This window comes from Leifsonia sp. 2MCAF36, from assembly GCF_052115525.1.
Lineage (GTDB): Bacteria > Actinomycetota > Actinomycetes > Actinomycetales > Microbacteriaceae > Leifsonia.
On record NZ_JBFRGV010000008.1, the window covers coordinates 214881 to 240940 of the forward strand.

Genomic DNA, 26060 nt, shown 5'->3' on the forward strand with positions numbered 1-26060 from the left:
TAGCATTTCGGTGAGCGGAACCGGCGGAAGGGACCACCATGACCGACACGCAGCAGAGCGGGACGACCCAGCGGGAGTTCTACGCCGGAGTCGCCGCCGAGTTCCTGCAGCACTACGGCCGCGGCCCGCGGTTCGTCGCGGTGACGGGCGTCCCGGCGGCCGATCCGGCGAGGGTGGCCGACCACCTCGCCGCGGCGCTGCGCGAGGCCGGTCAGGAGGCGGAGCGGGCGAGTGTCGCGTCCGGTAGCGAGCCGGACGCCTTCCGCGAGGATGTCGTGGTGCCGTTCCGCTCGCGCGACGCGGTGCTCGTGGTGGACGGCTCTGGGCTGCTGAGTCCGGCGTTCCGCGGCTTCTGGAACTTCTCCGTGTGGGTCGAGCACGACCCGGAGCGGAGCCCCGACTGGTCGTTCGTGACGACCGGGCAGAAGGACCCGCTCGGCGCGCCGCGCGAGGTGGCGTCCGTCCTGCTGGACGACACCGACCCCGAGCGGCCGCGCCGGCTGTGGGCCGACTCCTGCTGAGGACTCGGCCCGGTTCCCGCTAGGCGCGGGGACGGTCGAAGCGCGCGCCCTCCGGCTTCGAGGGCAGGATCGTCAGGACGAGCACGATGATGCCGCCGACGAACGGGACCAGTGCGAGGAACACGAACGGGCCGGCCAGGTTCGCGTCGTGCAGACGGCGCCAGCCGATCGCCAGCTGAGGGACGATGGTTCCGAGGCCCCAGACGATGAGGAGGACCGTCGCCACCCAGAACAGCGGGCCGGGCGTCGAGGTTCCGTCGTCGTTGATGGTCGCACCGGCGGCACCGAGCACCCCGGCGAGGATCTCCAGGACGACGACCACGATCACGGAGACCAGGTACCACCACCAGTACTCGCTGCGGCTGGCACGGCCGGTGAAGTCCGCGTACTTCTTGAAGAAACGCTGGACGGCCTGGCCGATGGATGCGCCGTAGAGCGGAGCCCAGAGCGGAGCCTCTCCGGTCGGCGCGGCGGGCGGAGCGGTCGGATACTGCGGAGACGTCACGAGGAGTCCTTTCCAAGACACGTGTTGTGTTGAGATGGAGCGGGCACAGTCAACCGCATGTGAGTCCCCTGAGCGTCTTTCGTGACGCGGCGTGTCCTCCATCGCCCCGCATGGGGGTCGGCCCCCCGCGTCAGCCCAGCGACCGCCTCCGCGGGCGGAAACGGAGGAGTCGACGGCGGTTTCTGCGCCGTTCTCCTCCGTTCCCCCTCGTTCCGGGTGTCTGGTCGCTGGATCTCCTCCATTCCCAGCGCGTCCTTCCGCGGGCGGAAAGGGAGGAGTCGACCGCGCGGAGACCCCGGATGCAGGCGAACGGAGGAGTATGCGGCGGGGCGCCCGACCCATCTCCTCCGATTCCGCCCCGCCCGGGGTCAGCCCAGGGAGTCGAGCTCCTCGTGCACGAAGCGGGCGAACTGCTCGGCGGCGGCCGACTGCGACCGGCTGCGGTTGCGGGCAAGGCCGATGATGCGCGTCGCCTCGTCGCGCAGCGGGACCGCGACGATCCCGGGCTCGGCCGGGGTGTCCGGGATGAGCGCGACGCCGACGCCGTCGCGGACGAGGCCTCGCAGCGTCGAGAGTTCGGTCACCTCGATCACCGGGCTCATCACCACCCCGTGGGTGGAGAAGTAGGCGTCCGCGATGTGGCGGAGGCCGGAGCCGGTGCGCAGCGCGACCAGATCGAACGGCTCCAGGTCGGGCACGGTCACCGCATCCCGCCCGGCCAGGGGATGCCCCTCTGGCACGCCGAGCACGAGCCGCTCCGAGGTGAGCGGCTTCCACTCGATCTCGGCGTCGCGCGGGTCGGGGCTGAGGAACGCGAGGTCGGCAGAGCCGTCGCGGAGCGCATCCAGGACGATGTCCGCCGTTCCGCCGCGCAGCAGGAAGCGGATGTCGGGGAACAGGCTGCGGTACTCGCTGATGACGCGGGGGATGAGCCAGCCGCCGAACGACGAGACGTACGCGAGCGAGACGGTACCGCCGGACGGGTCGCGGAGGGCTTCGATGCGCGCTCGCGCGTTCTCCAGCTCCGACTCGGCGCGGACGGCGTGCGCCAGCAGGATCTCGCCGTACTGATTCAGCTCCAGGTGGCCGCGGCGGCGGTCGAACAGCTCGACGCCCATCTCCTGCTCCAACCGGGCGAGGGAGCGGGTGAGTGTCGACTGCGAGACGCCGAGGGTCTCGGCGGCGAGGCCGGGATGCCCCTCCGCGGCCAGGGCCCGGAAGTGGGCGATCTCGTCGATCCGCATGCCTCTCATCATGGCGCATCCGCCGCCGCACCCGGCCGGTGCTCAAATGAGCGGTCTACCCCCGAACGAGTTTTCTGTACGTTCACACAGGGGAAACAGTCCCGTTCAACGGCGTCCCTACGTTGGCGACCGACTCATCCGCACACCTCACCGACCGAGGAGAACAATGTCAATCAGATTCGGCAGGCTCGCGCGCGTCGCGGCAGCCGCGATCGCAGGAGCCGGCCTCGCCGCCGGCGCCCTCGTCGCGACGCCAGCGCTCGCCAGCACGGACGGCACAGGCGTCGTCATCAACGAGGCCTACCTCTCCGGCGGCAGCGCCGGCGCGGCCTTCACGAACAAGTTCGTCGAGCTCTACAACCCGGGCGACAGCGCTGTCAGCCTGACCGGATGGAGCCTGCAGTACCGACCCGCCACCGGCACGGCGGCCGCCACCGGCGTCGTCCCGCTGACCGGATCCATTGCGAGCAAGGGCTACTACCTCGTCGGCGGCGGCTCCAACGGGACGAACGGGCAGGCGCTGCCGACGCCGGATGCGGCGAGCAATGCGCTCAACCCCAGCGGCACCACCGGCACGTTGATCCTGGCGAAGTCCGCGTCGGCGCTCACCCTGCCGACAGGTTCCGTCACGGGCGACGCGAGCGTCGCCGACCTGCTCGGCTACGGCACCTCGAACACGTTCGAGAAGGCGAAAGCGACCGCGCCGCCCGCGAACACCGACGTGAAGTCGCTGGTGCGCACGAAGGCCGCCGACACGGACGACAACAGCGCCGACTTCACGCTCAGCGCCACGATCACGCCCCAGAACGCTGCCTCGGCGCCCGGCGACCCGGGCACCGGTGACCCCGGCACGGGCGACCCCGGAACTCCCGCCGACACGACTCCGATCGCCGAGATCCAGGGCACCGGAGACGCCAGCCCGAAGGCGGGAACGACGGTCACCACCAACGGCGTCGTCACCGCTCAGTACGCGACCGGCGGCTTCAACGGCTTCTACCTGCAGACCGCGGGCACCGGCGGTGCGATCGACCTCGCGACGCACACCGCGTCCGACGCAGTCTTCGTCTTCGGGTCGTCCTTCGCCGACACGGTAACCGCTGGGGACTACGTGAAGGTCACCGGTGCTGTCAGCGAGTTCAACGGCCTCACCGAGATCACGGCGACGGGCGTGACCAAGCTCGACGCCTCGACCGTCACCGCCCCGGTCCCCGCGACCGTCGGCCTGCCCGCCACGACGGCGCAGCGCGAGAGCCTGGAGGGGATGCTGGTCGCACCGCAGGGCGCGTTCACCGTCACCGACGTCTACTCGGCCAACCAGTACGGCGAGATCGGTCTCGCGGCGGGCGACAAGACGCTCGTGCAGCCGACCGAGGCGGCTCGCCCCGGCTCGCCCGAGTATGCCGCGGTCGTCGCGGACAACGCGGCACGGGCGGTCACGCTCGACGACGGCGCTTCCACCAACTTCCTCAGCGCGGCCAACAAGTCCAAGCAGCTTCCGTACCTGTCGCTGGCCGACCCTGTCCGCGTCGGCGAGCCGGTGTCGTTCACCAAGCCGGTCATCCTCGACTACCGCAACAACGCCTGGAAGTTCCAGCCGACAGCCGAGTTGACCCCGGCGAACGCGGCGACGGTCCAGCCGGTGTCGTTCACGAACACGCGGACCGCCGCTCCGGAGAACGTCGGCGGTGACCTCCGCCTGGCGACCTTCAACGTGCTGAACTACTTCACGACGACCGGCGACCAGCTCACCGGCTGCACGTTCTACACAGACCGCGACGGCAACCCGATCACGGTCAACAGTGGATGCGATGCCCGCGGCGCCGCCGACGCTGCGAACCTGAAGCGTCAGCAGGACAAGATCGTCGCGGCCATCAGCGGTCTCGGCGCGGACGTCGTGTCGCTCGAAGAGATCGAGAACTCCGCCCGCTTCGGCGAGAACCGCGACTCCGCCCTGGCCACCCTGGTCGGCGCCCTCAACGCGGCGGCCGGCTCGGAGGTCTGGGCGTACGTGAAGTCGCCGTCGCAGCTTCCCGCGACGGAGGATGTCATCCGCACCGCGTTCATCTACAAGAAGGCGAACGCGGTCCCGGTCGGCGACGCGAAGATCCTCGACGACCCGGCGTTCTCGAACGCCCGCCAGCCGCTCGCTCAGGCGTTCAAGAAGGTGGGCGAGAAGGACTCGCAGGCATTCCTCGCGATCGTGAACCACTTCAAGTCGAAGGGTTCCGGAACGGGTGCGGACGCGGACCAGGGCGATGGCCAAGGCGCGTCCAACGCCTCCCGCGTCAAGCAGGCCAACGCGCTGGTCGCGTTCGCCGACGAGCGGAAGGCCGCGCTGAAGACCGACAAGGTGCTCCTGATCGGCGACTTCAACGCCTACCTCAAGGAGGACCCGATCACGGTCCTCACCGACGCGGGCTACATCGACCAGGTGAGCACGCGCACTTCGAAGGCGACCTACTCCTTCGGCGGCACCACCGGCTCGCTGGACCACGTGCTCGCCTCCCCTGCGGCGAACGCGGCGATCACCGGCGCGGACGTCTGGAACATCAACTCGGGCGAGTCGGTCGCGCTGGAGTACAGCCGCTTCAACTACAACGTCACCAATTTCTACGCTGCCGACCAGTACCGGTCGTCCGACCACGACCCGGTCGTGATCGGACTGGGCCTGTCGGCTGCGCCGGTGACGCTCAACCTCCTGAACATCAACGACTTCCACGGCCGGATCGACTCCAACACCGTGAAGTTCACCGGCACGATCGAGAAGCTGCGTGCGGCCGGTGGCGAGGCCAACTCGCTGTTCCTGTCGAGCGGCGACAACATCGGCGCCTCCCTGTTCGCGTCCGCCTCGGCCGGCGACGTCCCGACGCTCGACGTGCTCAACACGCTCGGCCTGAAGGCGAGCGCGGTCGGCAACCACGAGCTCGACAAGGGGTACGCGGATCTCACCGGCCGGGTGAAGGATGCGGCCGACTTCTCGTACCTGGGCGCCAACGTCTACCAGAAGGGCACCAAGACCCCGGCCCTGCCGGAGTACGCCCTGTTCGATGTCGACGGTCTGAAGGTCGGCGTCATCGGTGCGGTCACCCAGGAGGCCCCGACCCTGGTGTCGCCCGGCGGCATCTCAGCGCTCGACTTCGGCGACCCGGTGGACGCGGTCAACCGCGTCGCCGGAGAACTGACCGACGGCGACCCCGCCAACGGTGAGGCCGACGTGCTGGTCGCCGAGTACCACGAGGGTGCCGGCTTCGGCACTCCGGAGGGTGCCACGCTCGACCAGGAGGTCGCCGCCGGCGGCGCGTTCGCCGACATCGTCACCAAGACGAGTGCGAAGGTCTCGGCGATCTTCACCGGCCACACCCACAAGGTCTACGCGTGGGATGGCCCGGTGCCCGGCGTCGACGGCAAGACGCGCCCGGTGGTGCAGACCGGCAGCTACGGCGAGAACGTCGGCCAGGTGACGCTGACCGTGGACCCGCAGAGCGACACGGTCACCGCGTACACCGCCCGCAACGTCGCCAGGACCACGGACGCCGACGACGCTCTCGTCGCCGCGTACCCGAGGGTCGCTGCGGTGAAGACGATCGTCGACAAGGCGCTCGCGGATGCTGCCGTGATCGGCAACCAGAAGGTCGGCTCGGTGACGAAGGACATCACCACCGCCTACCTCAACGGTGGCCGCGACGACCGGATGAGCGAGTCCACCCTGGGCAACCTCGTCGCCGACTCCCTGCTCTCGTCGCTGTCTCCGCAGGAGCTGGGCGGTGCTGAGATCGGCGTCGTCAACCCGGGCGGTCTCCGCGCGGAGCTGCTGTACGGCACCGACGGAACCGTCACCTATGCCCAGGCCAACGCGGTCCTGCCGTTCGTCAACAACCTGTGGACGACATCCCTCACCGGGGCGCAGTTCAAGCAGGCCCTCGAGCAGCAGTGGCAGCGGAATGCCGACGGCACGGTGCCGAGCCGGCCGTTCCTGAACCTGGGGCTCTCGAAGAACGTCAGCTACACGTACGACGCGACCCGGGCGGAGGGCGACCGCATCACGAGCATCCTCGTGAACGGGAAGCCGATCGACCCGGCGAAGTCGTACCGGATCGGCTCGTTCTCCTTCCTGCTGCAGGGCGGTGACAACTTCCGGGCGTTCGCGGCGGGAGCCGACACCAAGGACTCGGGGCTCATCGACCGGGATGCCTGGATCAGCTACCTCCAGAAGAACAGCCCGCTGTCGCCCAGCTTCGAGAAGCGCGGCGTCGGGGTCAGCGGTGTGCCGTCCGGGACGCTGCAGCGCGGTCAGCAGGTCACCCTCCAGGTGTCCAAGCTGAACGTCACCTCGCTCGGCAGCCCGGCAAACACGAAGCTCGATCTCTCCTGGAACGGGTCCGCGTCGCTCGGCAGCGTCCCGGTGGACGCCGCAGGCAACGCGACGGTGACCTTCACGGTCCCGGCCGATGCGGCCGGCGCGAGCACGCTCGTGCTGACTGCGCCCGACTCGGGCACCACCGTCCGCGTCCCGCTCGCCGTGGCGGACGCACCGACGAACCCGAAGCCGGGCACCGACCCGAAGGCGGCCAAGGAGTCGGCGCTGACCAAGGCGCTCGAAGACAAGGTCACCGTCGACAAGGCCGGCTACCGTCCGGGCGACCCCATCCGCGTCACCGTGGGTGCCCGGCACGCCGGCGAGTGGGTCTCGGTGTGGCTGTATTCGAAGCCGCAGAACATCAGCGGGGGCTGGGTGCAGGTGCCGGCGGACGGCGTCGTGAAGCTGACCCTCCCGAAGGACGCAGGCAACGGCCAGCACAAGCTGTCGGTGCAGAACGCGTCCAACGGGGTGATCGGCTGGACCACGCTGAAGGTGAAGGCCGACAAGCCGTCGACCGGTAACCCCGGCCTCGACTGGCTGCTCGACCTGCTGAACCGCATCTTCGGCTGGTTCTAGCTTCGGATCCGCGCACAAGGGAGGACATCCGGTCCATTCGGCGCCGGACGTCCTCCCTTGCGCCGCAATCCGGCCGTGAGAGAGACGGATCTCCTCCGTTATGCGAAGTACAGGTCGGTGTGGAGTCGGCACCCCGGGTTGAAGGCTGCCCCGCAGCGCGGGCACGAGTCCGTCTCCAGGTACTCGGCGATCGTCAGCTGGTCGCCGCACACCCCGCAGAGCACCGCCTCCCTGTCGCGGTCCGCCAGCGGCCACCGCTCAGCGGGGTGCCCTGCCGCCTCGGCGTGACACAGGTGACAGGGGTAGTACTCGCCGCAGCAGGCGAACCGGATCGCGACGACATCCAGGGCCGAGCGGTAATGGATGCAGCGGGTCTCGTCGTCCACGACGGGCCCGAGCACGCGCGGCCGGTCGGTCATCGCACGCCTCGCGCGGACAGCGCCTCGCCGAGCTGGTCGGCGTGCTTCAGCGAGAGGATGAGGAACGGAACGGCGAAGAAGCGGATACCCGGCCGGACTCCGCGTGCCCGCTGCGCCTCGCGCACCTCGCCGGCGAGCCGGGCGAGCACCGGCACCGTGGTCAGGGTCACCGTGAGCAGCACGGCTGCGCGCTCGGAGTCGAACCGCAGCCGGTCCAGCGGACGCAGCCCACGCTCGACGGCGTCGAGCAGGTCGGTCACCTTGGTCGTGAGGGCGAGCAGCCCGGCCAGGAGCACCGCAGCGGTGACGCGAGCGGTGTTCGCGACCGCCTGCTCCGGGCCGAGGAACACCAGCTGTGCGGCCAGCGTGACGACGATCAGCCAGCGCAGCGCCAGCAGCTGCTTCGCGAGTTCCCGCATCCCGAGCATGCCGTCGCCCAGGCCGGAAGCGGCGTAGACCGCCACCGTGGCGCCGAGGGCGACCGGTGCGGCCCACCACTGCGAGGGCAGCAGGGAGACGGCGAGCACGAGGACCAGCAGCAGTAGCAGCTTCGGTCCGGCCGGCATCCGATGCAGGATGCCGTGGCCCGGCCGGTAGAGGCTCAGCATGGCTGCATTTTCATCACGGCGACACTCTCAGCATGGCGGCACCCTCGTGAGGGTCGCTTCGTATTCTGCGATGACGGCAGCGGGCTCGCCGACCGCTTCGACCCGTCCGTCCACGAAGAGCACAGCCGCGTCGCAGCGTTCGGCGAGGGAGAGGTCGTGCGTGACCAGGACCAGCCGGTGCCCGGTGTCGTCCAGCAGGTGGGCCGCGACCCGGCGTGCGTTTCGCGCGTCCAGGTACGTGGTCGGTTCGTCGGCGACGACCAGGTCCGGCCGCCGGACGAACGCGCCGGCCAGTGCGAGCAGCTGCTTCTGGCCGCCGGACAGGTCGTGTGCAGATCGGTCTCGCAGGTCGGTCAGTCCGAATCGCTCGAGCGTCTCGTCCGCCCGGCGTCGCGTCTCGTCGCGACCGAGCCGATCCGGGCGGAGCGAGAACGCCACGTCCTCCGCGACGGTCGGCATCACGATCTGTGCGTCCGGGTTGCTGAACACGACGGCGACGCGCCGACGCAGTTCCGCCGCCTGCCGCACCGGGTCGAGGCCCAGGATGCGCGTCTCGCCGACGGTCGGCGCGATGAGACCCGCGAGCAGGCGGGCGAAGGTGGACTTGCCGGAGCCGTTCTCGCCGACGACGGCGACGGTGCGGACATCCAGAGCGAGCGTCACATCGCGCAGGGCGTCCACCTCGCCGAGGCGGACGCCCACGCTGTCCAGCTGGAGTGCGGGGAGGCCGGTCACGGAACCCGGGGCTCGGCCGGCTCGGGCGTCGCGTCGGCCGCGGCGGGCGTGACGGGAGCCTCGCGGGGCGCGGTCGCCCAGCTACGACGGAAGGCGCGCGGGTAGGCCCGCACCAGCGTCATGACGACGGCGGTCGCGATCACCGCCTTGATGAGGTCGCCGGGCACGAAGACGAGGCTCGCCGCGGCGGTCGGGCCGAGCGGGAGGCGCATCACCAGGCTCTGCACCGGAACCCCGATGGCGTAGACGACGAGGATGCCGCCGACGAGCATCCCGAGGAACGTGCGCCACCACACCGGCTTGCGTCGCCCAGCGTGGACGATGAGGCCGATCACGAACGCGCCGACGATCCAGCCGAACAGGTAGCCGGCGGAGGGACTGACGAAGACGCCGATGCCGCCCGTTCCGCCCGCGAGCAGCGGAAGCCCGACGGCCACGAGCGCGAGGAGCACGGCCATCGAGAGGGCGCCGAGCCACGGGCCGAGGATGGCGCCGGCCAGCATGACTCCGAGCGTCTGGGCTGTGATGGGCACCCCTCCGAAGACACTGATTCCGGCGGGCAGGCCGAGGACGGCGACGAGTGCCGCGAAGACCGCGACGCGGGCGAGGTCGGTGGCGTCGAGCCGTCGGCGGGCGGGCGAAGCGGGGGGAGGGGTGAGAGTCACGAAAGCATCCTTACCTGAACGGTGTTCACCTGAACGGTGTTCACTATACTGATGAGGTGGCAGGGAACGAAACCGGACGGCGGCACTCACGCGACGACGTGGCGGAGGCGGCCCTCCGCATCCTCGACGACCTCGGCCTTCCCGACCTGACGATGCGGCGCCTGGCCGGCGCGCTCGACGTGCAGCCGAGTGCGCTGTACTGGCACTTCCCCAACAAGCAGACCCTGCTGGCAGAGCTGGCCGACCGCATCGTCGCCACCCGCCGCGCTGCCGAGCTGCCGGGCGACGCTCCCTGGCAGGATGCGGTCCGCGCCGAGGCGGGCGCCCTCCGCGACGCTCTTCTGTCGTATCGGGACGGCGCCGAGGTCGTCTCCAGCACCCTGGCGCTCGGGCTGGGCTCGCCGGAGACGGTGGACCGCCTCGCCCGGGCGGTGGCCCGCGGTGGATTCGACGCCGAGACCTCACGTCGCGCCGCGACGGCCCTGCTGCATTTCGTGCTCGGGCACGTCTCGCACGAGCAGCAGCGCATCCAGTACGACTCGCTGGGGGTGCTCGTGAACGAGCCCGCGTCGCCGCTCGACGAGGACGACCCGGCGGCGGCTTTCGCCTTCGGGGTCGGGCTGCTCGTGGGCGGCCTGGAGCTCAGTCGCTCCCGAAGGTGACCTTCCAGCCGCCCACCACGTGGACGGCCAGGTTGAACAGGGCGGCGAAGATTGCGCCGAGTGCCGACACCACGATGACCTCCAGCAGCGCGACGACGAGGGTGAACGTCATCACGTTCTGGAACGTCAGTCCCGCCACGAGGCTCGCCCCCTGTGCGCCGGCGATGTCCTCCAGGAAGTTGGTCGCCGCGCCCACGACGCCCAGCTTGTCCATCACCGACCAGATCAGCAGGCTGATCAGCACGGTGATCGCCGCCACGATGATGCTCAGCAGGAACGACATCTTCAGCGCCGACCAGAAGTCGATGTAGACCAGGCGCATCGTCGCGCGTTTCTTCTGCGCCTTGCCCCGTGACGACATGCCGTTCCTCCCCAGTACTGCCTCCGCCGTCGCCGGCGCTCCCCGTCGGGCAAGTCTACGGGACGTCCTCCCGGCATCCGGGACGGTACGTCGTTCGCAGCGGTCGGTCATTCGTCCCGTGCCCTCCGGCGTCGCTTGTCGCGAACCGCGACGATGAGCACCATCGTTCCGATCGCCGAGAAGGCGGCCGCTGCGACGAACGGCGCGACCCCGGGCGTCTCCCGGAGGGCACCGTACAGCGCCACCCCCACGCTCAGGGCAAACCACAGCACACCGTCGACGATTCGAGGCTTGCCGAAGGCGAAGCGCTTCCAGCGGGGCTCGCGCTCCGGTTTCGCTTCGCTACTGCCGGGCAAGGGAGGCAACGATGATGATGGCGTAGACGGCCCAGAACGCTGCTCCGGCTAGCGCAGCCAGAACACGCGGCGTGTCGCGGGATCGTTTCGATATCGCGGCGAAGAGAACGAACAGCGCGGCAAGGGCGACGCACTCGATCGCGTCGGCTGCGGTCTTACCGAATCCAGGCAAGGCGCCGGTCAGGGACAGAATCAGCCGGATGGCTGACCAAGCCACCAGAATTCCGGTGGCCGTCACTGCTGTCACGGTCAAAGGATCGCTCCAGCGAATTCTTTCCGACAATAGCTTTTTCATCGTTGCCTCACCCTCGGCACGAGGTGATCGGCGGCAGGGCGGTGGACACCACGAAAGCGATGGCGCCCGAAAGAAATCTGAGCAGGACACCAGGGATTCCGTAGATTGACAGAGCGAGTCCGGCACCAAGGGAGATATAGCACTCGGGAGTCCCGAACGCTTTGGGGTTGCCCGGTTGGCCGTAGCCGGTGAGGGCAATCGTCTGCACGAGTCTGCCGTTGATGTACTTCTGCAGACGTGAGCCCTTGCAGGTGCTCAAGGCGGCTCCAGGCGCGAGGAAGTAGCTGGACCCGTTCGTCGCGACGCAGTTGTAGGAGTAGTACGACACGCTCGGGTCGGCGACGACTGGGAATGCGGTGCTCTGCCCGAACGCAATCACCTGCGTAAGGGTGGTGCCTGTAACCACGTAATGCGTGGGCACGGGGTGGCCTTTTGCGTCTTTCGCCCAGGGGGCAGCAAAACCGAGAATTCGCGTGCCCGCAGCATCGAGGACGACGGCCGAACCGTCCTTGTTCAAACGCAGCTTCTGGCCGGTAAGGAGGGTCAACGGGTAGTCGTAACGCTTGGGAGCGTGCGCATTCCTGATGACGGTGTTGAGAGAGACGTTTCCGTCCGCGTGCGGCACCGGCACCGTGGAGGAGCCGTTGTTGTTGTCATAGACGACTACGCCCGCCCCTGGTGAGGGGACATCTTTCGATGCCTGCTGCGCCGACGGCAATCCGAGCTTCACCGTGCCACCCCCGTCGGGCGCGGTCAACTTCACGCCATCCGCTGCTCGCACGGGCACTGTAATGGAGACGCCATCAGGGGAGGTGGATTGGGCCGCGGCCGTGCCGCTGCTGGTCGACGGTGCCAGGTCGCTGAGCGAGTCGGGTGCCACCGTTTGGATGGCCTTGACTGCTTCGCGTGCATTACTGGCGGAGTCGTCCGACCGTGTGAAGCCGGAAAGGCTCGCTCCGACGATCACCGTCGCGGTGGCGGCAATGGTCGCGAACAGGGGATGGGGTCTCCGCATAGGAATCGTCTTTCGTTCATCGGTGAACGCGAGGACAGGTGCTCTTCACCCGGGTGTCCGGAAAGAACGAGGTCCGCGACCGAGCGGGTGGAAACCCACTACCTACTGAGACGTGGCAATGACCGGATCGTGACGCCGCTGGCGTACATACCGATCGTCCGGTTCTGGCGTAGAATGCATGCTTGTCCGGCACGGCCGCAGCGGATTGGGGGCGCTGCGGCCGTGTCGGAGCCGCCCGGCAGACGATCGCCTGGCCGATCGCCTCAGCGGATCGCGTCCGGCAGGCGGCCCAGGTGCTCCATCCGCTCGGCGGGGACGATGCCCGGCAGGAGAACCGTCCACAGTTCGCGCACACGGCGCAGCAGATCGGCGCGGTGCGAGAAAGTCTCGGACACCAGCTGCACCCCCGTGTACGAGGCGACGACCATGCCGGCGAGCATCGCGGGGTCGATGTCTGCCCGCAGGTCGCCCTCCTCGATGGCGCGGCGGAACAGCGACTCGGCGGTGCTCAGCCAGTCGCGGTAGGGGCCGGTCACCGGCTCGTCGAACGACGCGACATCCGTTGTCAGTCGAATGCCGGCCTGAACGATCGGGTCCGTCAGCAGCTGATGGGCCAGCACGCCGCTCAACAAGACCATCGTTTCCAAGCCCGGCCGGCCCTCGTCGATCACCTCGACGGCCGCCGCCATCGTGCGTCGATGCTGCTCCTCGATGACCGCGCGCGCCAGCGCGTCCTTGGACGGGAAGTGGAAGTACAGGGCGCCCTTGGTGACGCCTGCGGCTTCGGCGATGTCGGCGATCGAGGCCACGGCGTACCCGCGCCGGCCGAAGACGGAGGCCGCGCCGGCGACGATCGTGTCGCGCGTGACCTGCGCCCTCACCTGCTTCACCATGATGGGCTCACGTTAACGCACCGTTCCTTCGTGCGGGGTGAACGATCCCGGCGCGGGGCGTAGCGTTGGCCCTGTCGGGCGTGCGGGGTCGCGCGCCCCGCGCATCCCGTGCACCTGATCGAGGGGAAGACCTCCATGCCCACTGTCGCCGACACCATGGTCGAAATCCTCGAGGATGCCGGGGTGACCCGGGTCTACGGCATTCCGGGCGACTCCCTGAACGGCTTCACGGACGCCATCCGCCGGAGCGACGGGATGTCGTGGGAGCACGTCCGGCACGAGGAGACTGCGGCGTTCGCGGCCTCGGCCGATGCTGCCCTCACCGGCCGGCTCGCCGTCTGCGCCGGCAGCTGCGGGCCGGGCAATACGCACCTCATCAACGGGCTCTACGACGCGAACCGCAGCCGTGTGCCGGTGCTCGCGATCGCCGCGCAGATCCCGGGCGCCGAGATCGGCAGCGGCTACTTCCAGGAGACGCACCCGCAGGACGTCTTCCGCGAGGCCAGCGTCTACACCGAGCTGGTCAGCCAGGCCGACCAGCTGCCGCGCATCCTCGAGATCGCCATGCGGACCGCCGTGGAGCGCCGCGGGGTCGCGGTCCTCGTGGTGCCCGGCGAGATATTCCTCGCCGACAGCGCAGGCCGCCGGAAGTCCGCCCCGATCACCTACTCCCCGCGCGTGACCCGGCCCACTGATCCCGAACTCCGTGCGGCCGCCGACATCCTCAACGGGGCGAAGAAGGTGACGATCCTCGCGGGCGCCGGTGCAGAGGGTGCGCATCCGCAGCTCGTCTCCCTCGCGGCGGCGCTGAAGGCGCCGATCGTTCACGCGATGCGCGGCAAGGAGTTCATCGAGTACGACAACCCGTACGACGTCGGGATGACCGGCCTGCTCGGCTTCTCGTCCGGCTACCGGGCGATGGAGTCGTGCGATGCGCTGCTGATGCTCGGCACCGACTTCCCCTACCAGCAGTTCTACCCGTCCAAGGCGAAGATCATCCAGGTCGACATCCGCGGCGAGAACCTGGGCCGCCGCGTCCCCCTGGATCTGGGTCTGGTCGGCAGTGTGAAGGACACGGCGGAAGCGCTGCTCCCGCTGCTGACCCCGCGAACGGACAGCAAGCACCTCGACTCCTCTGTCGCCCACTACGCCAAAGCGCGCAAGAGCCTCGACGACCTGGCCGTCAACGACCGCAACCGCACGCCCATCCACCCGCAGTACGTCGCGCGGCTGGTCAGCGAGCTGGCGTCGGAGGACGCGGTGTTCATCCCCGACGTCGGCTCGCCCGTGGTGTGGGCTGCCCGGTACCTGCGGATGAACGGCCGGCGGAGGCTGATCGGGTCCTTCACCCACGGCAGCATGGCCAACGCGCTCCCGCAGGCGATCGGGGCGCAGACCGCGTTCCCCGGGCGGCAGGTGGTAGCGCTGGCCGGAGACGGCGGCCTGGCCATGCTGATGGGCGAACTGCTGACCCTTCGGCAGAACAAGCTCCCCGTCAAGCTCATCGTGTTCAACAACTCCTCGCTCAACTTCGTCGAGGTGGAGATGAAGGCGGCCGGGTTCGTCACCTACGGCACCGGGCTCGAGAACCCCGACTTCGCCGCGGTCGCGCAAGCGATCGGGCTGCACGGGCAGCGGGTGGAGAAGCCGGACGACCTCGAGGGCGCGCTGCGTGCGGCCTTCGCGCACGACGGGCCCGCCCTGGTGGATGTGGTCACCGCCCGTCAGGAGCTCAGCATCCCGCCCGCGATCACCGCGAAGCAGGTCGGCGGCTTCACGCTCTACGCGCTGCGGACCATCATGAACGGGCGGGGCGACGAGCTCATCGACCTCGCGGACACGAACGTCTTCCGCCGCCTCTTCGACTGACCGCTTACCCTCCGCGGCGGCTAGTTGATGCAGACCTGAGAACTGTAGTTGCTGGCGGGGCCGGTGGGAGTCGCGGATGGGGCAGGTGCTGCGGGCGCGGAGCCGCCGGCGGAGGGGGCGGCCGGCATGATGTTGTCGTCTCCGAGAACCACGGTCACGGTGCTGACGGAGTCGGTCTGCTGCACAGAGGCGCCGGGCAGGTATGCCGCGACGGCCTTGGCCTGCGCCTCCTGGCCGGACTTGTACTGGATCACCGTGGTCGCGCGCGTGTCAGCGTCCCCTGGGGTTCCGGTCTTGAAGCCGGCACCTGCGAGCGTCTGGGTCGCCGTGGTGGCCGCGCCGTTGGCGCTTCCGCCGTTCAGCACAGTGACCGTCGTGTCGGACGGCTTGGCCGCCTTCGCGTCGTCGTAGGCGGTCGGCGTCCCCGTGAGGCTCTGGATGAACGCGGGCATCGCCGCCGTGTCCACTTTGACGATCGAGAGATCGTTCCCGTCGACCGTGATGGTCGGCGTGCCCGAGATCGGGATGGTCGCCGACTGGATCTTGCCCCCGGTCAGCCCCTGGAGCTGCGCACCGAGCTGCAGGAAATTGAGCCCGGGATCCGTCTCCAGCGATCCGCTCACCGCATCCAGCACCTGGGTCAGCTTGCCCGGGTTCAGCAGCGTGCCCGCGGAGAGGAACTTGTGCGCCTCGATCGAGAGGAAGTACTGCTGGCGCACCACGCGGTCCAGGTCGCCACGGGGCAGCCCGTGCCGCTGCCGCACGAACGACAGCGCCTGCTGCGCGTTCAGAGTGGAGACGCCAGCGGGGAAGTTCGCGCCGGAATACGGGTCGTCGACCGCCTGGTTGAGGCACACCTGCACCGGTCCGAGCGCCTGCGCGATCGTGTAGAAGCCGAGCAGGGACACGCGCACGTAGTGGTCGATGCTCAGTCCGGTGAGGTTCTGCACGGTCTGGATGAGGAGCTTCGCACCGCTCGTCGGGTCGTTCGCTCCGCCGCCGAGGGAGAAGGCGGAGTTGATCTTGTTCATGCCGTGACCGGGAACCTCCACCCAGGAGTCACGCGGGAGCGAGATGAGCGTCGCGGACTTCCCGTTCGCAGGGATGTGCAGCACCATCATCGTGTCGGTGTTCGTGCCGCCACCGTCGCTGGTGGTGCTCAGCTGGTTCAACTCGGCCTGGCTCGCACCATCCGGTCGGTGGTCGTCGCCGACCAGCAGGATGTTCTGGTCGGTCCCTGCGACGTGGCCGGACGAGATCACGTCGACGTGCTTCACCCCTCCGACGAAACGGAAGTAGCTGTACGCGGCGTAGCCCCCCACCACCACGAGGACGATCGCGAGGGCCGCCGCGGTCCAGGCGACGATGCGCTTCGCGCGTCGGCGCTTGCGCGGAGGCGTGCCGCCGGGGGTCGAGCCGCCGCTGTCGCCGCTGCCGCCGCGTCCGCCGTTGCCGCGTCCGCCGTTACCACCACCGCCGTTGCCGCCGCCTTCGCCGTTGCCGCCGCGCCGCCGCCCCGCTCCGTCACCGCCGAGGCCGGGCGCATCCCCGCCCATCCCGAACGGGTCGAAGGGCGCGGGGCTGCCGCCGGTGGGCACACCGGACGCAGGGCGGGTGGCCCGCACCGGCCGGCGCGGGTCGGCCGACGGCGCGCGGCCGATGACCTCGGTCGGGGGCAGCTGCTGGTCGCTGCCGTCCGCGCCGGGTCCGGAGGCAGGAAAGTTCGGGCGTCGCACACGGAAACGCTAGGGGGCCGCGCCTTGGAACCGCCTGGTTTCCGCCGGTGTTCCCGACGAATGGCCAGCGAATCCGCCACCTGTTCCCAGCGAATCAGTGGCTATGGACCTCCCGTGCCTTCAGAGAACCCTCAGTCGTCGCAGGCGTCGGGCGGCGCGCAGTCCTCGGTCGTGATGGCGGCGTTCATGCTCTGCGCGATGCCGAGCAGGTGCTCCTGCTGCTCCGGCGTGAGCGCGTCGAAGAGGATGCGGCGGATCGTCGCCGAGTGCTTCGGCAGCGCGCGGACCACCACGCGGCGACCCTCGCCGGTGAGGTGGATCCAGCTGGCCCGGCGGTCCTCGGCGCACTCCTGACGCTCGACGAAGCCGCGCGCAGCCATGCGGGTGACCTGGTGCGAAACCCGGCTCTTCTCCCAGCCCGTCGCCTCCACCAGGTCGCGAACGCGGAGACGCCGGCCGGGGGAGCGGACGAGCGTCATGAGCACTTCGAGTTCGGAGATCGAGATGCCGTCGTCGTGCTGCAGTTGGGCGTCGAGCGTCCGGTCGAAGCCTCTGCGCATCAGATGGAACGCCTGGAACAGTTCGAGTTCGTCGTCCGTCAGCTTTCGCGGGTCGGGACGAGTGCGAACGGTGGCCATACGCCATCCTGACACGCCGCGGCTCGGGCGCACACGAGCACCGCTGCGTCAATACAGCGGCGTCAGTCCCGCCGCGTCAGCACCGTGGCGTCAGTGGACGAGGGCTTCCAGGAAGACGACGAGGACGCCGAGGGCGACGATGACCAGGAGGGCGGCCAGCTGTCGCCACCCGGAGAGTCCGGTTCGCGCGACCGCGATGCGGGCGATGACCGCCAGCGAGGCGATGAGGGCGACGATCGCGATGGTCATGCCGGTGCCGTCCGCGATGACGTCGAAGACGGCGAGGCCAACGCTGATCAGCGGAACCACGAGCACACTGAGCGCGCGGGATGAGACCGCCAGCATGTGCCTGAACTCCTTGGCGGTCGGGAGGGTGTCGTGCACGATCATGTGCGAGACCAGGTCGGAGGTGAGGCCCGCGAGCAGAACGCCGACGACCGAGATCACGAGAGTCCACAGGACGGTCGGCGAGTCGAGCTCGCCGTGGCCGTTCAACGCCATCAGGATCGCCAGCGCGGTGAACGTGACGTAGATGCGCTCTCGCAGCCGGTCGCCCGCCTGGCGACGCTGCTCGTCGGTGGCGTCAGCCGGGAGGTGGATGTCGTCGCTGCGGTCGGCGCGCTCCTCGGACATGCCGTGAGCCTAGCGGGAATGCCCGGGCGGCCGGCGCCGTTGCGACAGGTGACATGTCATCAAACGGAAGGCAGACATGACGAAGATCGCCATCATCATCGGTAGCACGCGCCCGGGACGAAACGGCGAGGCCGTCGCCCGCTGGGTGCACGAGAACGCGTCGAAGCGCGCGGGCGTCGAGTACGAGCTCGTCGACCTGAAGGACTGGGACCTCCCGCATCTCGACGAGGCCATGCCCGCCGCGATGGGCCAGTACGCGGGCGAGCACACGAAGGCCTGGGCGGCGAAGATCGCCGAGTTCGACGGCTACCTGTTCGTGACCCCCGAGTACAACCACAGCACTTCCGGTGCGCTCAAGAACGCGATCGACTACGTCGGCGCCGAGTGGTACAACAAGGCCGTCGGGTTCGTCAGCTACGGAGTGTTCGGCGGCGCCCGCGCTGTGGAGCACCTGCGCCTGGTGCTCTCGCAGCTGCAGGTCGCCACGGTCAGTGCGTTCGTGGGGCTCAGCCTCGCGCACGACTTCGAGAACTGGCAGCTGAAGCCGACCGACCAGCAGACGGCGGCGCTCACCCCGCTGTTCGACCAGCTGGAGTCGTGGTCCACCGCCCTCGAATCGGTGCGCAGCGCCGCTGAGCAGGACGAGGACGAGGACGAGGCCGCAGCCTAGTCCCGGCGCACCTCCTTCTGCCCGGTCTGTCGACGTGCCTACGTCTGGCAGACCGGGCAGAAGTATGTGACGCGCTCCTCGAGCTCGCTGCGCCCGAGCGAGGACGAGCGGATGGGCGTGCCGCAGCGCCGGCACGGCTGGCCGCCTCGGCCGTATACCCACGTGTTGCGGCCGCGCCGGGTATCCCCGGTGGTCACCCGGAGCGGGCGGTCGCGGTTCGCGGTGATGAGGCGGTGCCCCAGGTCGACGGCGGCCGCGAGGTCGGTCTCGCCCGCCGGCCGCGTCGGCAGCACCCCGCGCAGGAAGCACAGCTCGTTGGCGTACACGTTGCCGAGTCCGGCGAGGTTGCGCTGATCCAGCAGGGCGACCTCAATCGGAACCTCCGGGTGCGCGGTGAGCCGGCGCAGCGCCTCGTCGGCATCCCAATCGGGGCCGAGCAGGTCGGGCCCGAGGTGGCCGACCGCGTCGTCCTCGCGGTCGCGGGGGAGGACCTCCAGAACCCCGAGTTGGAAGCCGACCGCCTGCGCGTCGGCGGTGCGGAGAACGGCCCGCGCCTGATACCCCGGATGGCGCCATCGGGCGCCCGCCGTGTACACCTCCCACGTGCCCTCCATCTTCAGGTGACTGTGGATGGTGTGGTCGCCGACGCGCATCAGAAGGTGCTTTCCACGGCTGATGACCTCGTCCATCCGCTCGCCGGAGAGGTCGACGGTCGCATACGCGGGCACGCGGAAGTCGGTTTCGGTGAGGATGCGGCCGGCCAGTGCGCGGTCGAGCCGGCGGGCCGCCTGGTAGATCGTGTCGCCCTCAGGCACGCGGGACTCGGCTCATCCGCGAAGCCGCAGTCCGCGCGGGGTGGCCAAGAATCCGGCCTCGGACAGGGCGTCGCCGAGCGGTGAGCCCAGCACGAAGCCCCCGTTGACCGTCTCCACGGCGAGCTTGTCCACGCGCCGGGAGGTGACGAGTGCGGCCAGGGCGCGTGCCGCAGCTCGCAGGACCGGGGCCGGGTCGCCTCCCGGCGTCGCCGCCCCCGCCGACTGCTCGGCACTGTCGACGAAGCAGAGCAGGCTCTTGCCTCCGCGCTCGACGTACAGGGCCAGCTCTCCGTCGACGAGCACGACGAGTGCACCCGCCTTCCGGCCCGGGCGGTGCCCCGTGCCCGTCTCGCCGGGAACCGCGGGCCACGGCAGAGCGGCACCGTAGGCGTTGGCCGGGTCGGTCGCGGCCAGGGCAACGGCCTCGTAGGGCCGCTCCTGGGTGTGGTCGCGCGAGAACGACCTCAATCGGTCGACCGTCGCACCACTGGCGAACTGAGCGGCGCCCAGCGTCTCGATGAAGTAGCCGCGTCGGGCACGGCCGGTCTCTTCGAACCCGCTGAGCACCTTGTAGGCGAGCGCGAAGCCGCCCGGCGTGCCCTCGTTCATCACGGAGCCGCGGGTCACCACACCGTAGCGGTCGAGCAGCGTCTCTGCCTGCCCGTGTGCGCGCACCGTCGAGTCGAGGTCGCGCTGCGGCAGCAGGGACCAGCGGCCTGCCGCCGTCGGCGGTCCCATCCGGGTGACCATGGCGGATCGCGTGGCCGCGCGCCCGCGGTACATGCGCGTGCGGGTCGGCTGGCGGGGTCGCTTGTGCGCTCCCGAACCGCCCGCGGTGAGCGTCCTGAGCGGGGCGAGCGTGTCGTTGGTGATGCGCCCGGCCCACACCAGGTCCCAGAGCGCCGTGACCAGTTCGGGGTCGTCGATCGCCGACCCGCGTTCGGCCCCGAGCGTGTCGGAGAGCTGACGGAAGAAGTACCCGCCGCCCCGGCCGAGTGCGTCGAGGACGCCGCGCTGCAGCTCGTCCGGCTCGTGTTCGGACGGCGGCGCGAGGGTCAGAGGCGCCGAGTCGGCGAGGTGCAGGCTGATCCAGCCGTCGTCCCCGGGCAGGCTGCCGTCGCCCGACCAGATGACCTCGCCCGTCGCGGTGAGCTCGTCGAGCATGGCGGGGCTGTAGTCGGCGACGCGGCCGGGCAGCACGAGCGACTCCCATGCCGAGGCCGGGATGCGCGCGCCGGCCAGCTGCTCGATCACCGAGGCCACAGCATCCACACCGCGCAGCGTCGAGCCGACATGCTGCCACTCCGGCAGGAAGCGCCCGAACGTCGTGGTGTCGACCGGCTCGACCTCGTGGCGGAGCGCCGCAAGCGACATGCGCCGCAGGCGTCGAAGCACCTCGGCGTCGCTCCACTCGCTGCCGTGCGCGTGCGGGCGGAACTCGCCCTCCACCACCCGTCCGTCGCGCGCGAGCCGGCGCAGGGCATCGTGGACGATCGCGGGACCGAGTCCCAGTCGCGTGGCGATGTCCGCGGTCTCGAACGGACCGTGCGTGCGGGCGAACCTGCTGACCAGGTCGCCGAGCGGATCGTCGACCGGTTCGATGAACGCCAGCGGCACACCGATGGGCAGCGGCACACCGAGCGCATCGCGGAGGCGGCTGGCGTCTTCGATCGCGGCGAAGCGCTCGGTTCCGGCGATCGTGACCGCCAGGGCTCGGTGCGTTTGGACGAGCGTTGCGAGGTGTGTTGCCGCCGTCGCGCGGTCGGCGTGCGGAGCGGTGAGGAGGTTGTCGTCGTCGTTGTCGCCCTTGGTGGCCGCATCGACGTCTGCCTCCAGCCGCTCCGCCACCTCGTCCACGGAGAGCGGCCCCAGCAGGCGGAGCAGGTCGGCCGCGCCCTCGACGCCGCGCACCCGGCGTTCCGGCGCGAGTCGCTGCAGCTGCAGTTCGACGCGCTCGATGACCTGCGGGTCGAGCAGTTCGCGCAGCTCGGCCCGTCCGAGCAGTTCGGCGAGCAGCCCCGCGTCCAGGGAGAGGGCCGCAGCCCGACGCTCGGCGAGTGGGCTGTCGCCCTCGTACATGAACGCAGCGACATATCCGAACAGCAGCGACCGGGCGAACGGCGAGGCTGTCTCCGTCGCCGCCTCGACGAGCCGGATGCTGCGCTGCTCGATCTGCTTCGCGATGTCGGTCAGCGCCCCGAGGTCGTAGACGTCTTGCAGCACCTCGCGGATGGTCTCGAGGATGATCGGGAAGCTGGGGTACTTGCGTGCCACATCCAGAAGCTGGGCGGCCTTCTGGCGCTGCTGCCAGAGGGGCGAGCGCTTGCCGGGGTTGTACTTGGGCAGCAGCAGCGCTCGCGCGGCCGACTCCCGGAACCGCGATGCGAACAGGGCCGATCCGCCGACCTCGGCGGTGACGAGCTCGTCGAGTTCCTGCGGTTCGAACACGAACAGCTCTCCGCCGGGCGGTTGCGCCTCGGTGTCCGGGATGCGGACGACGATGCCGTCGTCGGCCGCCATCGCGCCCGCGTCGATGCCGTACCGCTCGCGCACCCGAGCCTGTACGGCCAATGCCCACGGTGAGTGCACGGGCATACCGAACGGGGAATGCAGCACGACCCGCCAGTCGCCGAGTTCGTCCCGGAACCGCTCGACCACCAAGGTGCGGTCGGTCGGCACGTGACCCGTCGCCTCCTTCTGCTCGCGCAGGAAGGCCAGCAGATTGTTCGTCGCCCAGGCGTCCAACCCCGCCTCCACACAGCGCAGCTCTGCGTCGGCCGGGGAGGCGGTGCTCAGCTCACGGGTGAACGCGCCGACCGCCCGGCCGAGTTCGACGGGCCGGCCGATGCCGTCGCCCTTCCAGAACGGCAGTCGCCCCGGCTCGCCGAAGGCAGGCGTGACCAGCACCCGGTCGTGGGTGATCTCCTGGATGCGCCAGCTCGTGGAGCCGAGCGCGAAGACGTCGCCGACGCGTGACTCGTAGACCATCTCTTCGTCGAGCTCACCGACCCGGCTGGCCTTCTCGCCCACCATGTACACGCCGAACAGGCCGCGGTCGGGGATGGTGCCGCCGCTCGTGACCGCGAGCCGCTGGGCGCCCGGACGACCCGTGATCGCCCCGGTGTCGCGGTCCCAGACGATGCGGGGGCGCAGTTCGGCGAACTCGTCGGACGGGTAGCGGCCGGCCAAGAGATCGAGGGTCGCGTCGTAGACACTGCGCGGAAGGGTGGAGAACGGCGCGCTGCGTCGCACGGCGTCGAACCACTCGTCGGCGTCGATGGGCTCGAGCGCGGCCGCAGCGACGGTCTGCTGTGCCAGGATGTCGAGCGGGTTGGCGGGCACCTTCAGCGACTCGATGAGGCCGGCCGCCATCCGCTCCGTGGCGACAGCCGAGTGGATGAGGTCGGCCCGGTGCTTGGGGAAGACGACCCCTCGCGAGATCTCGCCGACTTGGTGGCCGGCCCGGCCCACGCGCTGCAGGCCGCTCGCGACCGAGGGCGGCGCCTCCACCTGGATCACCAGGTCGACTGCGCCCATGTCGATGCCGAGCTCGAGGCTCGACGTTGCGACCACGCACCGGAGACGCCCGGACTTCAGGTCGTCTTCGATCAGCGCCCGCTGCTCCTTGCTCACGGATCCGTGGTGCGCGCGCGCGAGTACGAGGGTGTCTTCGTCGGCGACCGCCTGCGAACCGCGCGTCTGACCCGATCCGCCCATCAGCTCGGCGGGTGCGCGGCGTGACTCTGGGTCGTCGACCGCGCCGCCCAGCAGGCGCTCCTCGTAGATCTCGTTGAGGCGCGCCGTGAGCCGTTCGGCCAGTCGCCGGGAGTTGGAGAACACGATCGTCGAACGGTTCTCGAGTACGCGGTCGACGATCGCCTCCTCGACGTGCGGCCAGATCGACCCGGCCTGCGGCGGCGAGCCGTCACCCGGGTTCTCGCTGGCGTAGGTCGAGGTGCCGAGCTCGCTCATGTCTTCGACGGGAACGACCACGCGCAGGTCGAAGCGCTTGCCGGCAGGAGGGGCCACTACCTCGACCGCGCCGCGCCCGCCGAGGAAGCGGGCGACCTCCTCCGGGGGCCGGACGGTCGCCGACAGGCCGATGCGCTGTGCCGGCTTCTCGAGCAGCTGGTCGAGCCGTTCCAGCGAAAGCGCCAGGTGCGCGCCGCGCTTTGTGGACGCCACCGCATGCACCTCATCGACGATGACCGTCTCGACCGAGGCTAACGTTTCGCGCGCCTGCGACGTCAGCATGAGGAACAGCGACTCAGGCGTGGTGATCAGGATGTCCGGCGGATTGCTCAGCAGCGCCCGTCGATCGGAGGCCGGGGTGTCGCCGGATCGGACTCCGACGCTCACATGCGGCGGCTCCGCCCCGAGGCGTTTGGCGGTCTGCGTCACCCCGACCAGTGGAGCGCGCAGGTTGCGCTCCACGTCGACGCCGAGTGCCTTCAGCGGCGAGATGTAGAGGACCCGTGTGCCGGGCTTCGCCTCAGCCGGACGAGGGTCGCTCGCGAGGCGGTCGATCGCCCACAGGAACGACGCCAGCGTCTTGCCCGAACCGGTCGGTGCGATGACGAGCGCGTGCTTGCCGTGCGAGATCGCCTCCCAGGCCCCCTCCTGTGCCGGCGTGGGCGCGGCGAAGGCCCCGCGGAACCATTCGCGGGTCGCGGGGGAGAATCGATCGAGCACGTCGCCCATCCCTCCATCCTGCACCCGGCCACCGACACTCTGAGGGCCTCGCGCTGGACCTGTGGATAACGCTCAGCGAGGGAGGTGGCTGCGGATGAACGAGGAGATGTCGCCGAGCTCCAGCGGCGAGATGGCGTGCCCCATGCCTTCATAGATGCGGGCGTCGAGGGCCGAGTGCCCGGGCAGCCATTCCCTGGTCCGCTCGAGGGAGGCCGTCGGAATGGTGTCGTCCAGCGTGCCTCGGCCCCAGAAGACGGGAACCTGGGCCTCGGCGAGCTCCGCATCCTTCGGCTGCTCGCCTTTGACGACGAAGCCGGACAGCTGGACGGCGAAGTCGAAACGTTCCGGCGCCAGCCGGAGCAGCTGGAGGGCCATCGCGCCGCCCTGCGAGAAGCCGAGCAGACCGGTCGGCACTCGCGGCTGGTCTTCCAGCCACTCGAGCACCGCGCGAGCGGCAGCGTCGGCATTGCCCGCGAGCGGATCCCCCGGCACGTTGGTGAAGCGCGAGAACCAGGCGAACCCCGAGCCCTCGGGAATGGGCGCCCGGAGCGAGGCGATGACCGGCTCCAGCGGCAGGTAGGCGGCGATTCCGAACAGGTCGGCCTCATCGGAGGCGTAGCCGTGCATCAGGATGAGCAGCGGCCGGCCGGCGCGATCGCGCTCGGACGCGGACCACAGCACGGCGTCGCGGTCGAGGCGCAGGTCGCGGGTGGGAAACGGCACCCTCCATTTTGTCCCCGGATGCAGATCCGTTCACAGCCCCCGTCGGAGTGCCGCCCATCCACAGATGCGGCTGTGCCCCGTAGGTCCGCGCTGCGCCCTTCCGTAGGATTCATCCATGAGCGTTCGCACCCCGGATCCGGATCCCACCCCCGACCCACTCCCCGGCGGTCGTCCCCAGCCCGGTCCGGCCTGGCTGTCCGACCTCGAGCTGGAGCAGGTCCGTCGCCGGCTGCCCCTGCTGTACGTGGAGGCGGTGCCGGTCCGCGTCGACGGGCTGGGGCAGGTGATCGAGGTGGGCATCCTGCTGCGGGCGAATGCTGTCGGCGAGATGACGCGCACGCTGGTCTCGGGACGGGTGATGTACGGAGAGACGCTGCGTGAGGCGCTCTTCCGGCACCTGGAGAAAGACCTGGGTCCGATGGCCTTCCCCCAGCTGCCCGCCAGCCCGGTGCCGTTCCAGGTCGCCGAGTACTTCCCGATGCCCGGCGTCACACAGTACGTCGACGAGCGTCAGCACGCGGTGTCGCTGGCGTACGTCGTCCCGGTGACGGGCACGTGCGAGCCGCGACAGGATGCGCTGGAGCTCACCTGGATGACGCCGGAGGAGGCCGTCTCCGCCACGATCACCGAAGAACTCGAGGGCGGCCGCGGTGCCCTGGTGAAGGCGGCCATGGCTTCGCTGGGCCGGATCGCCTGACACCGCTCGCCCTCTTGTGGGCGAGCTTGCCGTCCGGGTGCGGCGGGCGCTTCGATTTCCCGCGACGTAGCGGAGGGGTCCGCGGCCCATCCGCTGCCCCGCTCCTCCGTTTTCCGTCCCCGAGCCCCTCCGCCGCAAGAGGCTCCTCCGTTTCCCGCTGTCCCGCGGATCGCGAGAGCGACCGGGCGCTTGTTCCCCAGCAAAGGAGGCCGTCCGGGTAATGCGGCGCCCCGTCGAGTACAMAAAAACTGCACGCCCGGAGCCTTCCGGACGTGCAGTTTTTGTGTACTCGACGGTGGGAGAGGGGGTCAGCCCTGGGCGCGACGGCTTCCCTGGCCGCGGCGGACCGACCCGTCGGTGCGTGCGCCGGCC

The 26060-nt window shown here is 69.9% G+C and carries 23 protein-coding genes; 6 read left to right on the forward strand and 17 right to left on the reverse strand.

What is annotated here, in order from left to right; all coding sequences use genetic code 11:
* Nucleotides 1-38: 38 nt before the first annotated feature.
* Entirely contained in the window at nucleotides 39-521 is a 483-nt protein-coding gene (locus tag AB4079_RS14005; RefSeq protein ID WP_441787919.1) for a hypothetical protein, read from the forward strand.
* Between the two features lie 19 nt (nucleotides 522-540).
* Here the strand turns inward: AB4079_RS14005 and AB4079_RS14010 are convergent, their stop codons facing one another.
* On the reverse strand, nucleotides 541-1026 hold the full coding sequence (locus AB4079_RS14010) for a DUF805 domain-containing protein (protein ID WP_441787920.1): 486 nt from the start codon (nucleotides 1024-1026) through the stop codon (nucleotides 541-543).
* Between the two features lie 368 nt (nucleotides 1027-1394).
* Nucleotides 1395-2270 carry a LysR family transcriptional regulator gene (locus tag AB4079_RS14015; RefSeq protein WP_441787921.1) on the reverse strand — a complete coding sequence of 292 codons (876 nt, stop codon included), beginning with the start codon at nucleotides 2268-2270 and terminating at the stop codon, nucleotides 1395-1397.
* 166 nt (nucleotides 2271-2436) lie between these two features.
* Between AB4079_RS14015 and AB4079_RS14020 the strand changes: the two genes are divergently transcribed.
* The gene (locus tag AB4079_RS14020; RefSeq protein ID WP_441787922.1) at nucleotides 2437-7206 is read left to right on the forward strand and encodes an ExeM/NucH family extracellular endonuclease; all 4770 of its coding nucleotides are present in this window, start codon (nucleotides 2437-2439) and stop codon (nucleotides 7204-7206) included.
* A 98-nt stretch (nucleotides 7207-7304) separates the two neighbouring features.
* Here AB4079_RS14020 and AB4079_RS14025 read toward each other — a convergent pair whose 3' ends face one another.
* The 4 genes from AB4079_RS14025 to AB4079_RS14040 are packed head-to-tail and all read right to left on the reverse strand — an operon-like array spanning nucleotide 7305 to nucleotide 9633.
* Nucleotides 7305-7625, reverse strand: coding sequence for a CHY zinc finger protein (locus AB4079_RS14025; RefSeq protein ID WP_441787923.1), 321 nt, complete (start codon nucleotides 7623-7625; stop codon nucleotides 7305-7307).
* Nucleotides 7622-8233, reverse strand: coding sequence for a CbiQ family ECF transporter T component (locus AB4079_RS14030; RefSeq protein ID WP_441787924.1), 612 nt, complete (start codon nucleotides 8231-8233; stop codon nucleotides 7622-7624). Before AB4079_RS14030 ends, AB4079_RS14025 begins: the two co-directional genes overlap by 4 nt.
* A 27-nt stretch (nucleotides 8234-8260) precedes the next feature.
* Nucleotides 8261-8968 (reverse strand): energy-coupling factor ABC transporter ATP-binding protein, encoded by a 708-nt coding sequence (locus tag AB4079_RS14035; protein WP_441787925.1) that lies wholly within the window; start codon nucleotides 8966-8968, stop codon nucleotides 8261-8263.
* Nucleotides 8965-9633 carry a biotin transporter BioY gene (locus tag AB4079_RS14040; RefSeq protein WP_441787926.1) on the reverse strand — a complete coding sequence of 223 codons (669 nt, stop codon included), beginning with the start codon at nucleotides 9631-9633 and terminating at the stop codon, nucleotides 8965-8967. Before AB4079_RS14040 ends, AB4079_RS14035 begins: the two co-directional genes overlap by 4 nt.
* 56 nt (nucleotides 9634-9689) lie before the next feature.
* Between AB4079_RS14040 and AB4079_RS14045 the strand changes: the two genes are divergently transcribed.
* The gene (locus AB4079_RS14045) at nucleotides 9690-10295 is read left to right on the forward strand and encodes a TetR/AcrR family transcriptional regulator C-terminal domain-containing protein (protein WP_441787927.1); all 606 of its coding nucleotides are present in this window, start codon (nucleotides 9690-9692) and stop codon (nucleotides 10293-10295) included.
* Here the strand turns inward: AB4079_RS14045 and AB4079_RS14050 are convergent.
* From AB4079_RS14050 to AB4079_RS14070, 5 genes are all read right to left on the reverse strand, one after another.
* Complete coding sequence (locus tag AB4079_RS14050) at nucleotides 10276-10656, reverse strand: DUF3566 domain-containing protein (RefSeq protein WP_441787928.1); 381 nt, start codon at nucleotides 10654-10656, stop codon at nucleotides 10276-10278. The two genes, AB4079_RS14045 and AB4079_RS14050, sit on opposite strands and share 20 nt — an antisense overlap.
* A 107-nt stretch (nucleotides 10657-10763) precedes the next feature.
* Entirely contained in the window at nucleotides 10764-11012 is a 249-nt protein-coding gene (locus AB4079_RS14055) for a hypothetical protein (RefSeq protein ID WP_441787929.1), read from the reverse strand.
* A complete protein-coding gene (locus AB4079_RS14060) occupies nucleotides 10999-11307 on the reverse strand; it encodes a hypothetical protein (protein ID WP_441787930.1) in 309 nt (102 codons plus the stop codon). Before AB4079_RS14060 ends, AB4079_RS14055 begins: the two co-directional genes overlap by 14 nt.
* 7 nt (nucleotides 11308-11314) lie before the next feature.
* Nucleotides 11315-12322: a hypothetical protein gene (locus AB4079_RS14065; RefSeq protein WP_441787931.1), complete on the reverse strand. Its 1008-nt coding sequence runs from the start codon at nucleotides 12320-12322 to the stop codon at nucleotides 11315-11317.
* 263 nt (nucleotides 12323-12585) lie between these two features.
* Nucleotides 12586-13215, reverse strand: a complete 630-nt coding sequence (locus AB4079_RS14070) for a ScbR family autoregulator-binding transcription factor (protein WP_441787932.1) — start codon at nucleotides 13213-13215, stop codon at nucleotides 12586-12588.
* A 135-nt stretch (nucleotides 13216-13350) separates the two neighbouring features.
* Between AB4079_RS14070 and poxB the strand changes: the two genes are divergently transcribed.
* Nucleotides 13351-15084, forward strand: coding sequence for a ubiquinone-dependent pyruvate dehydrogenase (gene poxB / locus AB4079_RS14075; RefSeq protein ID WP_441787933.1), 1734 nt, complete (start codon nucleotides 13351-13353; stop codon nucleotides 15082-15084).
* Nucleotides 15085-15104: 20 nt separating this feature from the next.
* Here the strand turns inward: poxB and AB4079_RS14080 are convergent, their stop codons facing one another.
* The 3 genes from AB4079_RS14080 to AB4079_RS14090 form a co-directional block, all read right to left on the reverse strand.
* Nucleotides 15105-16820 carry an LCP family protein gene (locus tag AB4079_RS14080; RefSeq protein WP_441787934.1) on the reverse strand — a complete coding sequence of 572 codons (1716 nt, stop codon included), beginning with the start codon at nucleotides 16818-16820 and terminating at the stop codon, nucleotides 15105-15107.
* Between the two features lie 131 nt (nucleotides 16821-16951).
* A complete protein-coding gene (locus tag AB4079_RS14085) occupies nucleotides 16952-17458 on the reverse strand; it encodes a MarR family winged helix-turn-helix transcriptional regulator (protein WP_441787935.1) in 507 nt (168 codons plus the stop codon).
* A gap of 90 nt (nucleotides 17459-17548) precedes the next feature.
* Nucleotides 17549-18091, reverse strand: a complete 543-nt coding sequence (locus AB4079_RS14090) for a hypothetical protein (RefSeq protein WP_441787936.1) — start codon at nucleotides 18089-18091, stop codon at nucleotides 17549-17551.
* A 76-nt stretch (nucleotides 18092-18167) separates the two neighbouring features.
* Between AB4079_RS14090 and AB4079_RS14095 the strand changes: the two genes are divergently transcribed.
* Nucleotides 18168-18761: an NADPH-dependent FMN reductase gene (locus tag AB4079_RS14095; RefSeq protein WP_441787937.1), complete on the forward strand. Its 594-nt coding sequence runs from the start codon at nucleotides 18168-18170 to the stop codon at nucleotides 18759-18761.
* A gap of 38 nt (nucleotides 18762-18799) precedes the next feature.
* Here the strand turns inward: AB4079_RS14095 and AB4079_RS14100 are convergent, their stop codons facing one another.
* From AB4079_RS14100 to AB4079_RS14110, 3 genes are all read right to left on the reverse strand, one after another.
* Nucleotides 18800-19576: a DNA-formamidopyrimidine glycosylase family protein gene (locus AB4079_RS14100; RefSeq protein WP_441787938.1), complete on the reverse strand. Its 777-nt coding sequence runs from the start codon at nucleotides 19574-19576 to the stop codon at nucleotides 18800-18802.
* A gap of 12 nt (nucleotides 19577-19588) precedes the next feature.
* The gene (locus AB4079_RS14105; protein WP_441787939.1) at nucleotides 19589-24277 is read right to left on the reverse strand and encodes an ATP-dependent helicase; all 4689 of its coding nucleotides are present in this window, start codon (nucleotides 24275-24277) and stop codon (nucleotides 19589-19591) included.
* 63 nt (nucleotides 24278-24340) lie between these two features.
* Entirely contained in the window at nucleotides 24341-24991 is a 651-nt protein-coding gene (locus tag AB4079_RS14110; RefSeq protein WP_441787940.1) for an alpha/beta hydrolase, read from the reverse strand.
* Between the two features lie 115 nt (nucleotides 24992-25106).
* On the opposite strand from AB4079_RS14110, the gene AB4079_RS14115 reads away from it, so the two are divergent.
* Nucleotides 25107-25688 (forward strand): NUDIX hydrolase family protein, encoded by a 582-nt coding sequence (locus tag AB4079_RS14115; RefSeq protein WP_441787941.1) that lies wholly within the window; start codon nucleotides 25107-25109, stop codon nucleotides 25686-25688.
* The last annotated feature ends 372 nt before the right edge of the window (nucleotides 25689-26060 follow it).